This window comes from Thioclava sp. FR2, from assembly GCF_051200875.1.
Taxonomy (GTDB): Bacteria; Pseudomonadota; Alphaproteobacteria; order Rhodobacterales; family Rhodobacteraceae; genus Pseudotabrizicola.
In genome coordinates, this window is sequence record NZ_CP195191.1 from 3,768,869 (window position 1) to 3,782,409 (window position 13,541).

The following is a 13,541-nucleotide window of genomic DNA, read 5'->3' on the forward strand; positions in this document are numbered from 1 at the left end:
AGATACGACAATGGCAAAAGACGCAAAACCCCGCGTGAAAGTTCCGAAGTCGGCTGCTGCCGGCGAGGTCGTCACGATCAAGGCTCTGATCAGCCACCAGATGGAATCCGGTCAGCGCAAGGACAAAGACGGCAAGCTGATCCCGCGTTCGATCATCAACCGCTTCACCTGCGACCTGAACGGTGCGAATGTCATCGACATCGCGCTGGATCCGGCAATCTCGACCAACCCGTATTTCGAATTCGATGCGAAGGTCGACGCCGCCGGCGAGTTCAAGTTCACTTGGTACGATGACGATGGCTCGGTCTACGAAGACACGAAGCCGATCGAAGTCGCCTAAGCGCAGCAACGAACTCGAGGGAGGAGACGCTATGCAGCGCACAATCACAAAGATGTTGGCCGCCACGGCCCTTGGTCTCGCCATCACCGGCGCGGCCCTTGCCGATCCAGCTGATGATACGCTGACCATCGTCACCGATGACGGCGACATCACCCTGACCACGAAGGCAGCGGCCCCAGCACATTTGGACGGCGCTCTGCCCGAGATCTACTCGGGCTGGCACTTCCGCGATGACGCGACCCGCGACATGCAAAAGGATGACTTCGACAATCCGGGCATGGTCTTTGTTGATCTTGGCACAGACAAATGGAACGCCGCGATTGGCAAGAACGGCGAATCCTGCGCCGGTTGCCACAACGGCCCCGAGTCGATGGCTGGCCTGCGGGCCGTGACCCCACGCGTCGACGAAAAGACCGGCAAGCTGATGATCATGGAAGACTACATCAACGGTTGCGTGACCGAGCGGATGGGTCTGGAAGCCTGGGGCACCACCTCGGGCGACATGAAGAACATGCTTGCGCTGATCTCGATGCAGTCGCGTGGAGAGCCTCAAAACGTGGCGATCGACGGTCCTGCTGCGGAATTCTACGCCAAGGGCAAGGAAATCTTCTACACCCGCTACGGTCAACTTGAGATGGCTTGTTCGAATTGCCATGAAGACAACTATGGCAACTTCATTCGCGCCGACCATTTGTCCCAAGGTCAGATCTCCGGTTTCCCGGTCTATCGCCTGAAGGACGCAGGTCTGGTCTCGGCCCAGCAGCGCTTTGTCGGCTGTGTTCGCGATACGCGGGCAGAAACCTTCAAGGCCGGGTCGGATGAGTTCAAGGCTCTGGAACTCTATGTCGCCTCGCGCGGCAACGGTCTGTCGATCGAAGGTGTCGGCGTCCGTCACTAAGACTATCGGCCGCCGTCCCCAGCGGCGGCCACCATTCGTTTGTCAATTTTTTCAAACAAACATGGGCGAACGGCCTGACGTGGGAGTCCGCGAACGGTCGATCTTTGTCCAAGACGAAGGAGTATCGGGATGATCAGCAGGCGCGAATTCCTGCAAGCCTCGGTCGCCGCCTCGGCGATCTATGGCATTTCAGGCTTTGGCAACTGGTCGAAACTGGCCGCACAGCAGGCGCTGACCCAAGAACAGCTTTTGCAGTTCGACGATTTCGGCAATGTCACTCTGATCCACATCACCGACATTCATGCGCAGTTAAAGCCGGTCTGGTTCCGTGAACCGGAATGGAACATCGGCGTGGGCGACGCCAAGGGCGTACCGCCGCATGTCGTCGGCAAAGACTTCATCAAGATGTTCAACCTGACGCCACAATCCCCCGAGGCCTACGCCCTGACCTATGAGGATTTCGTCTCGCTGGGCAAAACCTATGGCAAGATGGGGGGCATGGACCGCGTGGCCACGGTGGTCAAGGCCATCCGCGCTGCCCGCCCCGATGCGCTGCTGCTGGACGGCGGCGACACTTGGCACGGCTCGATGACCAGCTTCCTGACCAAAGGGCAGGACGTTGTGAATGTCATGAACCAACTGGGCGTCGAGGCGATGACCAGCCACTGGGAATGGACCTACGGCACTGAGCGCGTGAAGGAAATCGTTGAAACGCAACTGAATTTCCCCTTCCTCGGCGCGAATATCTTTGATGCGGAATGGGATGAACCCGCCTTTGAGCCCTATCAGTTCTTCGAACGCGGCGGCGTCAAGATCGCGGTGATCGGTCAGGCCTTCCCGTATATGCCCATTGCCAACCCGCGCTGGATGTTCCCGGAATACTCGTTCGGTATCCGCGAAGAGCGTATGCAGGAAATGGTCGATGAGGTGCGCGCCGCCGGGGCCGAGCTCGTCGTTTGCCTCTCGCACAACGGCTTTGACGTTGACCGCAAGATGGTGTCGCGCGTCAAAGGCATCGACGTGATCCTGACCGGCCACACCCATGACGCCGTGCCGGAACCGGTGCTGATCGGCGAAACCATCCTCATCGCCTCCGGCTCCCACGGCAAATTCATCAGCCGCGTTGACCTTGACGTGCGCGATGGCCGGATGATGGGCTTCAAGCACAAGTTGATCCCGATCTTCTCGGACGTGATCGAGCCCGACGCCGAAATGGCCAGCCTGATCGACGCAGAACGCGCCCCGTTCAAGGATCAGCTCGAAGAAAAGATCGGCACCACCGAAAGCCTTCTCTACCGTCGCGGCAATTTCCAGGGCACATGGGACGACCTGATCTGCGACGCCATCCGGACCGAGCGCGACGCACAGATCGCCATGTCGCCGGGCGTGCGTTGGGGAGCGAGCTTGATGCCGGGCGATGCCATCACCCGCGAAGACATCCACAACGTCACCTCGATGACCTATGGCGCCTGCTATCGGACCGAGATGACAGGTGAATTCATCCACACCATTCTTGAAGACGTGGCCGACAACCTCTTCAACACCGACCCCTATTACCAGCAGGGCGGCGATATGGTCCGCGTCGGCGGCCTTGGCTTTGCCATCGACGTGTCGAAACCGATTGGCGAGCGCATCACCGAAATGACGCTTGTCGATACGGGTGAAACCATCGACGCTACCAAATCCTACACGGTTGCTGGTTGGGCATCGGTGAACGAAGGCACCGAAGGCCCGCAGATTTGGGATGTGGTCGAAAGCTACATCAAGAAGCAGGGCACCGTGAAGGTTGACCCGACCAACTCGGTCAAAGTGACCGGCATCTGATAACCCCGAAGGAGAGTTCGCCAAATGACCGACGAACCCGTCAAAGAAGGCACTTCCCGCCGCGCCTTCCTCAGTGGCACCGCAGCCGCTGGGGCAGGGATGCTGGCTGCCACCGCCGCCCGTGCGCAAACCCCCGATCCGCTGATTACTGAAGTTCAGCCTTGGGCCGTTGAATTCGGCGATGCCGTTGATGCCACGCCCTATGGCATGCCGATCAAGTTCGAATCCCATGTCGTGCGACGCAATGTGGAATGGCTGACCGAAAGCACAGCGTCCTCCATCAACTTCACGCCGATCCACGCGCTGGAAGGCACGATCACCCCGCAGGGCTGCGCCTTTGAGCGTCACCACTCGGGCGCGATCGAGTTGTCGAAAGCCGACTACCGGCTGATGATCAACGGCCTTGTCGATAACCCGCTTGTCTTCACCTTCGAAGATCTGCTGCGGTTCCCGCGCCATGTCATGACCGCCTTCTGCGAATGCGCGGCCAATGGCGGCATGGAATGGGGCGGCGCACAGCTGGAAGGCTGCCAGTTCACCCAAGGTATGATCCACAACATGGAATATACCGGCGTGATGCTGCGCGATCTTCTGGCCGAAGCCGGCGTTCAGACCGAAGGCAAGTGGGTCTATGTCGAAGGCGCCGATGCCTCGTCGAACGGCCGCTCGATCCCGATGGAAAAGGCGCTCGACGACGTCATGGTGGCCTTCTACGCCAATGGCGAAGCGCTTCGCAAAGAACATGGCTATCCGGCCCGTCTGGTCGTGCCGGGCTTCGAAGGCAACATGTGGGTCAAATGGGTCCGCCGCATCGGCGTCTATGACCAAGCCGTTGAAAGCCGTGAGGAAACGTCGAAATACACCGACCTCATGCCCGATGGCCGCGCCCGCAAATGGACATGGGTGATGGATGCGAAATCCGTCATCACCTCGCCCAGCCCGCAAGTTCCGATCCGCCACGGCAAAGGCCCGCTGGTCATCACCGGCCTTGCATGGTCAGGCAATGGCCGCGTGACCAAGGTCGACGTCTCGCTTGACGGTGGCCGCAACTGGGTCGAGGCGCGCATCTCGGGCGACGCGAAACCCAAGGCGCTGACCCGCTTCCATCTGGACATCAACTGGAACGGCGAGGAGATGTATCTGCAATCCCGCGCCACCGATGAAACCGGCTATGTCCAGCCCACGAAAGACGCGCTGCGCGAAATCCGTGGCAAGAACAATGTCTACCACAACAACGGCATCCAAACTTGGTGGGTCCACGCCGACGGGGAGGTCGAAAATGTCGAAATCGTCTAATCTTCTGCTGGCAACCGCCCTCGCGAGCCTGATGGCCGCTCCTGCCATGGCGGAAAAGCTGGGCCTTGGCCGCACGGCACTGCCCGAGGAAATCGAAGCTTGGGACGTGGCCGTTCTGCCAGATGGCACCGGCTTGCCCGAAGGCTCGGGCGATGTTGAAACCGGGGATGAGGTCTTTGCCGAAAAATGCGCGACCTGCCACGGCGATTTTGCCGAAGGCATCGACAGCTGGCCGGTTCTGGCCGGCGGGCAGGGCACGCTTCGCGACGTGCGCCCGGTGAAAACCATCGGCAGCTACTGGCCGTATCTCTCGACCGTGTTTGATTACGTTCATCGCTCCATGCCCTTTGGCGGCGCCCAGACCGTGACCAATGACGAAGCCTATGCTATCGCGGCATTCCTTCTTTATTCCAATGGCTTGGTCGAAGATGATTTCGTGCTCTCGAAAGAGAACTTCACTGAAATCACCATGCCGAACGTCGATGGCTTCTACCCGGACGACCGCGCCGAAAGCGAATATCCGCTGTTCTCGGCCGCCGCTTGCATGACGAATTGCGTCGAAGGTCCGGTTCAGGTGACAAAGCGCGCGATCGAGTTGAACGTGACACCGGAAGATCCGGATGGAAAGCCGGCAGGCACCATTCCGCCAATCTTTGAGGTGGCCGAGGCCGCAGCCGAACCGGCCGCCGCAGAACCGGCCGCAACAGAAGTTGCCGCCGCCGAACCCGCAGCAACCGAACCCGCTGCGGCAGAACCCGCCCAAACTGAAGTCGCCGAAGCCGATCACGAACTGATCGAAGATGGCATGAAAGTCTTCAAGAAATGCGCCTCCTGCCACAAAGTGGGTGAGGGCGCGAAGAACGCTTCTGGTCCTCAACTGAATGGCATCGTCGGCCGTCCGGTCGGCGCGTCCGAAGGCTTCAAATATTCCAAAGTCCTGCAAGACCTTGCTGCCGCTGGCACGGTCTGGGACGCGGCGAACCTTGATGCCTTCCTGCTTGACCCAAAGGGCTTTGCCAAAGGCACCAAGATGTCTTTCGCGGGCCTGAAAAAAGAAGAGGATCGCGCGGCGCTGATCGCCTATCTGACCAGCCTCGGCGGCTGACATGACCGGTTGGCGTGCCATCCTCCTCACGCTCACCTTCGCCGCCGTCGGGTCAACCCCGGCGGCGGCTGATCTTATCGGGGACGAAGACCGCGGCGGCGACCTCTTTAACCAGCAATGCGCTGCTTGCCACCGTATCGGCCCCAATGCCGAAGACCGCATCGGCCCCCGCCTGACCGGCATTTTCGGTCGCCGCGCCGGGGCGATCACAGGGTTCAACTATTCCAAATCCATGGCCCGCATGGGCAGCGACGGCCTCACCTGGACGCTGGAAACCCTTGATGCCTACATCGAAAATCCAAAGGCGCTGATTTCAGGCACACGGATGAATTACCCCGGCCTGAAAGACGACCAATCCCGCGCCGACGTTCTGGCCTTTCTTCGTGCCAATTCCGACAAACCGCGTGACATTCCCGAGGCCGAACCCACCGCCCGCAAGACCGACCACGATCTTGACCCCGCGATCCTCGCCCTTCAGGGCGACCCGGAATATGGCGAATACCTCTCGTCCGAATGCACCACCTGCCACCAACGCGACGGATCAGATCAGGGTATTCCCTCCATCACCCAATGGCCCGAAGAGGACTTCGTCGTTGCCATGCACGCCTACAAACAGAAACTCCGTCCGCACCCGGTGATGCAGATGATGGCCGGACGCCTCTCGAATGACGAGATCGCGGCCCTCGCCGCCTACTTTGCGACCCTTGATTAAAAGCAATAGGCACGGCCCGAACCGCGCCAAGTTTCATCAGTAATGGGAGGACTGACAATGACATTGAACAGACGGACATTCCTCGGAAGCGGTGTGGCCACTGGCTTGCTTTTGCACAGCCCCGTGGTTTGGGGACAAGGCAAGCCACGCGTCGTGGTGATTGGCGGCGGGGCAGGGGGCGCGACTGCGGCCCGCTACATCGCCAAGGACAGCAAGGGTGCGATCGACGTGACACTCGTCGAGATGAATCCGATCTACACCACCTGCTTCTTCTCGAACCTCTACCTCGGCGGCTTCCGCGACTTTGAAAGCCTTCAGCACGGCTATTCCAAACTCTCTGACATGGGGATCAACGTGGTGACCGACATGGCCACCGGCGTTGACCGCGCCGCGCGCACCGTCACTTTGGCAGGCGGCACGGTTTTGCCCTATGACCGCCTGATCCTTTCCCCCGGCATCGACTTTGTAGAAGGCTCTGTCCCCGGCTGGTCCTTGGCCGATCAAGAGATCATGCCGCACGCCTACAAGGCCGGACCGCAGACCCAGCTTCTGAAGGCGCAAGTCGAGGCGCTGCCCGAAGGCGGCACCTTTGCGATGATTGCCCCGCCAAACCCCTATCGCTGCCCGCCCGGCCCCTATGAACGCATCAGCATGGTGGCCCATGTGCTCAGCCAAAAGAACCCCACGGCGAAAATCCTTCTGGTGGACCCAAAAGAGAAATTCTCGAAACAGGCGCTCTTCGAGGAAAGCTGGACCAAGCATTACGGCACCATGGTCGAACGCATCGGTCCCGATTTCGGCGGCGACAAGGTCGAAGTGCGCCCTGCAGCAATGGAAATCGTCGTCGATGGCGAAGTGACCAAGGTCGATTGCTGCAACGTCATCCCCGGCCAGATGGCGGGGCAGATCGCGCAGCTTGCAGGCGTCACCGACGACAAGGGCTGGGCCCCGGTCACGGCCGATGCGATGAAATCCAAGGTCGATGAAAATATCTTCGTTCTGGGTGACGCCTCGGCTCAGGGCGACATGCCGAAATCCGGTTTTTCAGCCAACAGTCAGGCCAAGGTCGCCGCCATGGCCATTCGTGGTGAATTGACGGGATCAAAGGTGTTTCCGGCCAAATACTCCAACACCTGCTGGTCTCTCCTCGCCCCTGACGACGGTGTAAAGGTCGGGGCCAGCTATGAACCGACGCCCGAAAAAATCGCCTCGGTCGAAAGCTTTGTTTCCGCCACCGGCGAAGACGCGGCGCTTCGCAAAGCCACTTACGAAGAATCCATCGGCTGGTACCAAGGCATCACCGCCGACATCTTCGGCTAACCAAACTTTGGCGGGCGCGTTCGGTGCCCGCCCTTCCCAACAAGAAGGCCAAGTTCATGCTGACCCGCCGCCATTTCCTGACCGCTTCTGCCGCAACCCTTGCGCTGCCTTTCGCACCGCGTCGACTTTGGGCCGGGGCCAGTGCAACCCTTGGCAACATGCAGATCGACACGCTGTCGGATGGCAACCTGACCCTGCCCGGCGACTTTATCCTTGGCGGTATGCCGCAGGATGAGATGCAGGCCATCGTCACGAAATACGGCCTGCCGACTGACCAGTTGACCCCGCCCTGCAACGTCACCCTTCTGCGCGACGGCATCAACACCGTCCTCTTCGACGTGGGCGCAGGTCCCGATTTCCAACCCTCGGCGGGCAAGTTAATGGAGGCCTTTGACGCCCTTGGCCTGACGGTCGATGACGTCACCCACGTCCTTTTCACCCATGCCCACCCCGATCACATCTGGGGTCTTCTGGATGAATTCGACGAGCCGATGTTCCCCAATGCCGAATACATGATCGGTCAGGCCGAGTTCGATTACTGGATGGACCCGGAAACCGTGAACACCATCGGCGAGGCGCGCACGACCTTTGCCGTTGGTGCCGCCCGCAGGCTTCAGGCGATTGCCGAACAGGTCAAATTTATCGCTGACGGCGAAGAGGTGCTGCCCGGCGTCGCAGCCCATCTGACCGCTGGCCACACGCCCGGTCACATGGCCTTTGAACTGCGGCAGGGAAGTGAGGCCGCAATGGTCGTGGGCGATGCCCTCGGCAACCATCACGTCGCCTTCGAGCGCCCCGATTGGGCCTCGGGTTCCGATCAGGACAAAGAGATGGCGGCGGCCACGCGGGGCAAACTCCTTGACCGTCTGGCCAATGAAAAGATGGCGCTCATTGGCTACCACCTTCCCGGCGGCGGCATCGGTCGCGCCGAAAAATCCGACAGCGGCTATATCTTCGTGGAATCGTGATGCGCGCCCTTATCCTTGCCGCGCTGATCGCCGGCCCCGCCTTCGCCTCGGAAGACATCCCCGACCAATACCCGCAATCGGTGCTTTACTCGAAACCGGTCGAGGTGATCCCGCATGTGTTTTCCGCCATCGGGGCCACCGCGCCACCGACCTATGAAAATGCAGGCCATAACAACAACCTCTCCTTTATCGTGACCGAAGATGGCGTCATCGTCATCAATGGCGGGGCAAGCTGGAAACTGGCCGAGGCGCTGCACGCCGAAATCCGCGCCGTCACCGACCAACCCGTCAAACTGGTCATCAACGAAAACGGGCAGGGCCATTCCATGCTGGGCAACAGCTATTGGGCAGCCCAAAACGTGCCGATCCTCGCGCACGAGGAGGCCGCAGCCGAATTCGCCCATGACGGCGACGCAGCGCTGATCGCCCTGCGCGCCTATGCCCGCGAAAACGCCGAAGGCACCGATCTGGTCACGCCCACGGAAACCTTCACCGACAAGAAGATCATCGAAATGGGCGGAGTCACGGTCGAAGTTCTGCACCTTGGCCCTGCTCACAGCCCCGGCGACACGCAGGTCTGGATCCCGCAATGGTCCATCATGATCACGGGCGACATCGCCTTTCACGAACGCATGCCCCCGATCTTCGAGGGCACCTGCACCTCTTGCTGGATCGACACTTGGGACAATGCGCTTATGCCGCTGAACCCGACCTATGTCATCCCCGGCCACGGCCACCCCACCAACCTTGCCCAAGTCACCCGCTATACCCGCGATTACGTCGCCGACCTGCGCGAAAAAATCGGCGCGCATATCGAAGAGGACGGGGACCTCGCTGGGGCCTATTACGTCGATCAGTCGCAATGGGCGCATCTGGATACGTTTGAGGAACTGGCCACCAAGAACGCCGGCGTGGTTTTTGCGGAAATGGAGTTTGAATAGAGAGAACCGGAGTGCTTTGCCAAACATACCGCGGATCTGGGGGCGTCGCGCTGAAGCTCTAAGCGCTCACTCATACCCTCTGGCCTCCGGCCGCGCAGGTCAACCATTCGACATCTTCAATCGGATTGCGCCGTTTTCGGGGGGGTGACGGGTTACGCGCGGGCGTTTTCTCGGAACGACTGTCAGCCTGATTTTCGGGGGCACTCACATCGGTCCCCCGGGCGGATGGCCCTCGACACACCGTTTCAGAGATATCGAAAGAGATCGCCTTACGTCCCTTTGTCCCCTGCAAGGCCAAGCGAAACCGCATATTTTCCTGCTGGCCCAAGTCGCGCATCTTACATAGCATGCGGATGACGTTTACAGATCAATGGAGCACCTAAATGGCAGATTTTACGATAACTGACTTTCTTGTTTATTCTGCCGGGAGTGTAACCGGGCCCATTCTTTCTGTTGGACACGCGTCATTTTCGTCCACTGTTTACGACGCAAACACCGATGGAAATATCGATTCCACAGACTATTTCTATGATTCGACTCTCCCCTATTCCGGATACACGGTTGTCATAAACGGCAACACCTACGCGGTTTTTGTAGATAACCTCGTTCCAGGGGATTTCTATATTCCATACGACTCATCTTTCGATGACATCTCGTCTTTCACCGATCCCAACCAATGGACCTTCCAGAACACCGGCGACAATGCCGTTGTCGCCAATTGCTTCCTGACGGGCACCGCGATTGCCACGCTATCGGGCGAACGCAAGGTCGAAGATCTGAAAATCGGCGATCTGATCCTGACCGCTGATGGCAGCGCGATCCCGGTGAAATGGGTCGGCCGCCAGACTTTCCGCAATAATATCATCAACTTGCCTCTGGCCGCTGACCGCGCGCCGATCTGCATTGCCAAAGGCGCGCTTGGGTCTGGCCTGCCGAAGGCCGATCTTTACGTCACTGCCGATCATGGCATGATCATCGACGATCTGCTTGTAAACGCTGGCGCACTGGTCAACGGCACCACCATCCGCCGCGTCATGCTGTCGGAAATGTCGGAGACGTTCACCGCCTACCATATCGAAACCGAGCACCACGACGTGATCCTCGCCAATGGCGCCCCGGCGGAAAGCTTCATCGACTATATCGACCGCAAGACGTTCGACAACTATGCCGAATATGCCGCCCTTTACGGCGATGAGCCCGTCATCACCGAAATGCCTTTGCCCCGCATCTCCTCCCGCCGCCAACTGCCTGCCGATATCGCTGCGCGGTTCGGAATTGCTGATTTCGGCGCGGATGTTACGGCAGAGGCGATGGCGTTTCTGGCGCAAAAGCGGGTGGCCTAAGGGCTCATTTGACCCAATAAGTTAAACTTCCGTAAAAACGAAACGATAACCCATTGATTTCAAAAGATCAAAAAAGCGTCCCCGACGGGGACGCTTTTGCGATCCCGGATTCAGGCCATGCGGGCCTGCCGGAAACCGCCCTGATCCAACAGGAAATCGGTGATCGCTGCCCCTAGCCACATGCAGAACAGGGCTAGCCAAGCCGTGGCGACAAAGATCGACCCGCCGGTGACCCCGGCCCCGATCGCGCAGCCCCCCGCCAGCATCGCCCCAAAGCCCATCAAGACCGCGCCAGCCATTGACCGCCGCATCTGGCTCTCTCCCTCGAACCCCTGAAACTGAAACTCGCGGGCAAAGACCGAGGCAAGGAAGGCCCCAAGGAACACCCCCGGCACCAGACCAATATCGAAATCAAGCACTGGGTTTTCGGTCAGAAAGAACATCAGCGTGCTGGCCGACGGACCCGAGAAGGTCGCCGAGGTGACGCTGACCGGATCGAAGGCAACCTGAGAAAGCGCGAAGGTCGTGACCCATCCCAAAGCAACCGCAAATCCCACGCCCGAGGCAAAGACCAGTTTGCGCCACCCTATCTGATGCCGTGCCGAGAGCCACAGCGCCATCGCCGCAAAGACGATGCCGACCGAGATGCCAGCCTCATCCGGCAGCGACAAGGCCGAGATCAGATTGACGTTCTGCCCCCCCGGCGTGACCCACAGGCCGGCAAGATATTGGCGGGCCGGAGAAAGCCATCCATGTAGCGCCATCTGGGCGGTCACGGCGAAGATCAGACCCGACACGACAGATCGCAGGTTCCCGGTCGCGGCCAGTACCAAAAGCCGCCCGGAACAGCCGCGGGCCATCACCATCCCCGCGCCAAACATCAGCCCTCCGATCACAGCACCAGACCATGAACCGGCAACAGCCATCATCCGCGCATCGCTGGCCCGAAACAATCCAAGCAGTTGCGCGCCCTGCACCCAGATCACGGCCGTCGAGAAGGTCAAAAGCCACACAGCAACCTTGGGCCCCATCCTGCCGCGCGCGAATTCCACGGCCGCAGCCCGCAGGCAAAACGAAGACCGCTGGGCTGAAACACCAAAGACGGCACCGGTCATCAGTCCAAACAAGGCCGCCAGCGGGGCTTCGTCGATGAAGTCGAGAACGAAAGTCAGGTCCATGGGCGCGCTCCTGTGGGTCGGGCCATAATAGGCAGCGCTGCTCGATACGCTTTGATCTGCGTCAGACGTATATGATTAAGAGAATGCGATTGATCAGAGACAACCTTGCCTTCCCGGCGTGTCAGACCGCTTCTTGGGCATAAGCCCAAGGAAGAGGACGCTGAAAAGCCGAACCAAAGTCATGTTGAAAAGAGCCTTCGGAAATTCAGGCCCATACGGGATATTCCGAAGGCTGTGCGTTTCAAGCCCCGCTAACGCGCCAGATGATGTCACCGACATCATCGGCCATCAGCAGCGACTTCTTGTCGGGGCCAATCGTGACGCCAACCGGGCGCCCATATGCAAGCTTTTCATCTTCTGACAGAAATCCGGTCAGAATATCCCTCGGTGCCCCGCTTGGCTTGCCATTTTCGAACGGAACAAAGATCAGCTTGTAGCCGCTGAGCTTCGAACGGTTCCATGACCCGTGCTGACCAATGACCATGCCATCGCCAAAGCCCGGCAGAGTGCCTTTGGGCATCCAGCACAGACCCAGAGACGCCGTATGGCCCCCCAAAGCGTAGTCCGGCTGAATGGCGCGCGCGACAAGCGCTTCGTCCTGTGGGACGCGGTCATCGACCGTGCGTCCCCAATAGCAATAGGGCCAGCCGTAGAACCCGCCATCCTGGACCGAAGTCAGATAGTCTGGTGGTGTTTCATCGCCCAAACCATCCCGTTCGTTCACGACGGTCCAGAGAACGCCAGTTGTCGGCTCCCATGCCATGCCGACCGCGTTGCGAAGTCCAGAGGCAAAGATGCGGGCCTTGCCTGTCGTCAGGTCCAGTTCCCAGATTGCCGCACGGCCTTCTTCGGCCTCCATCCCGTGATCGCCAATATTGGAAAGCGAGCCGACCCCCGCGTAGATTTTGGTCTGGTCGGGAGATACGATCAGGCTGCGTGTCCAGTGCCCGTGCGGCTTGAACTCGACCAGACGTGTACCGGTTCCGCCCAAAGTGCCTGTATCCGCGTCATAGTCGAACTCAACGATGCCATCGGTATTACCCAGATAGAATTTGCGGCCCACCAGTGCCATGCCGAAGGGCTGGTTCTGATTTTCGACAAAAACCTTGCGGGTTTCGGCGGTGCCATCGCCATTCTCATCGCGCCACAGGCTGACCCGGTTGGCGCTGACCCCAATCGCCTTAACCCGGCGCATCGTGGCTTGGGCTGCGTGGTCCATGAAGGTCTTTGGCGGGCCAGCTTGCTCTTTCGATTCGGCCACCAAAACGTCGCCGTTTGGCAAGACTTCGATCCAGCGAGGATGGTCCAGACCCGTGGCGAATGCATTCACCTTAAGCCCAGGCGCGCAAGTCGGCAGATGACCGTCCTTCCATCCCTCGGCAGCGGGCATCTTCAGGGTCATGATGCCTTGTTTTTTTGCTTCGGGGATCTGCGGCGTCTGGCCGACGGCCTGATGCGTCGGCGCCCCGATCCGGCGCGTCAGCGCGATTGCACCACCAACCAAGGCCGTAACTTTGGCGATCAACTCCATCTGCGGTCTCCTATCCAATCAGGTCGCAAGGTAGCGGCTAATCCTCTGGAGATACCAGTGCTTTCGTCGCTTTTCCAAGTGTTGT

12 protein-coding genes are annotated in these 13,541 nt (G+C 59.7%); 10 read left to right on the forward strand and 2 right to left on the reverse strand.

The window, feature by feature from the left end; genetic code table 11:
• The first annotated feature begins 10 nt into the window (after positions 1-10).
• The 10 genes from soxZ (at position 11) to ACSBLW_RS18305 (ending at position 10,747) form a co-directional block, all read left to right on the forward strand.
• Positions 11-340: a thiosulfate oxidation carrier complex protein SoxZ gene (soxZ, locus tag ACSBLW_RS18260; protein WP_435258025.1), complete on the forward strand. Its 330-nt coding sequence runs from the start codon at positions 11-13 to the stop codon at positions 338-340.
• A gap of 31 nt (positions 341-371) precedes the next feature.
• Positions 372-1,238 carry a sulfur oxidation c-type cytochrome SoxA gene (gene soxA / locus ACSBLW_RS18265; protein ID WP_435258026.1) on the forward strand — a complete coding sequence of 289 codons (867 nt, stop codon included), beginning with the start codon at positions 372-374 and terminating at the stop codon, positions 1,236-1,238.
• A gap of 129 nt (positions 1,239-1,367) precedes the next feature.
• Positions 1,368-3,062, forward strand: coding sequence for a thiosulfohydrolase SoxB (soxB, locus tag ACSBLW_RS18270; protein ID WP_435258027.1), 1,695 nt, complete (start codon positions 1,368-1,370; stop codon positions 3,060-3,062).
• A gap of 24 nt (positions 3,063-3,086) precedes the next feature.
• Entirely contained in the window at positions 3,087-4,358 is a 1,272-nt protein-coding gene (soxC, locus tag ACSBLW_RS18275) for a sulfite dehydrogenase (protein ID WP_435258028.1), read from the forward strand.
• The gene (locus ACSBLW_RS18280; RefSeq protein WP_435258029.1) at positions 4,342-5,463 is read left to right on the forward strand and encodes a c-type cytochrome; all 1,122 of its coding nucleotides are present in this window, start codon (positions 4,342-4,344) and stop codon (positions 5,461-5,463) included. Before soxC ends, ACSBLW_RS18280 begins: the two co-directional genes overlap by 17 nt.
• Before the next feature lies 1 nt (position 5,464).
• Entirely contained in the window at positions 5,465-6,175 is a 711-nt protein-coding gene (locus tag ACSBLW_RS18285) for a c-type cytochrome (protein WP_435258030.1), read from the forward strand.
• A 57-nt stretch (positions 6,176-6,232) separates the two neighbouring features.
• A complete protein-coding gene (locus tag ACSBLW_RS18290) occupies positions 6,233-7,495 on the forward strand; it encodes an FCSD flavin-binding domain-containing protein (RefSeq protein WP_435258031.1) in 1,263 nt (420 codons plus the stop codon).
• Positions 7,496-7,551: 56 nt separating this feature from the next.
• On the forward strand, positions 7,552-8,463 hold the full coding sequence (locus ACSBLW_RS18295) for an MBL fold metallo-hydrolase (protein ID WP_435260156.1): 912 nt from the start codon (positions 7,552-7,554) through the stop codon (positions 8,461-8,463).
• Positions 8,463-9,404 (forward strand): MBL fold metallo-hydrolase, encoded by a 942-nt coding sequence (locus ACSBLW_RS18300; protein WP_435258032.1) that lies wholly within the window; start codon positions 8,463-8,465, stop codon positions 9,402-9,404. Before ACSBLW_RS18295 ends, ACSBLW_RS18300 begins: the two co-directional genes overlap by 1 nt.
• A gap of 383 nt (positions 9,405-9,787) precedes the next feature.
• Positions 9,788-10,747: a Hint domain-containing protein gene (locus ACSBLW_RS18305; RefSeq protein ID WP_435258033.1), complete on the forward strand. Its 960-nt coding sequence runs from the start codon at positions 9,788-9,790 to the stop codon at positions 10,745-10,747.
• 110 nt (positions 10,748-10,857) lie between these two features.
• Here the strand turns inward: ACSBLW_RS18305 and ACSBLW_RS18310 are convergent, their stop codons facing one another.
• Together ACSBLW_RS18310 and ACSBLW_RS18315 are read right to left on the reverse strand one after the other, a co-directional pair.
• A complete protein-coding gene (locus ACSBLW_RS18310) occupies positions 10,858-11,925 on the reverse strand; it encodes a YeeE/YedE family protein (RefSeq protein ID WP_435258034.1) in 1,068 nt (355 codons plus the stop codon).
• Between the two features lie 241 nt (positions 11,926-12,166).
• Positions 12,167-13,456 (reverse strand): PQQ-dependent sugar dehydrogenase, encoded by a 1,290-nt coding sequence (locus tag ACSBLW_RS18315; RefSeq protein ID WP_435258035.1) that lies wholly within the window; start codon positions 13,454-13,456, stop codon positions 12,167-12,169.
• Between the last annotated feature and the right edge of the window lie 85 nt (positions 13,457-13,541).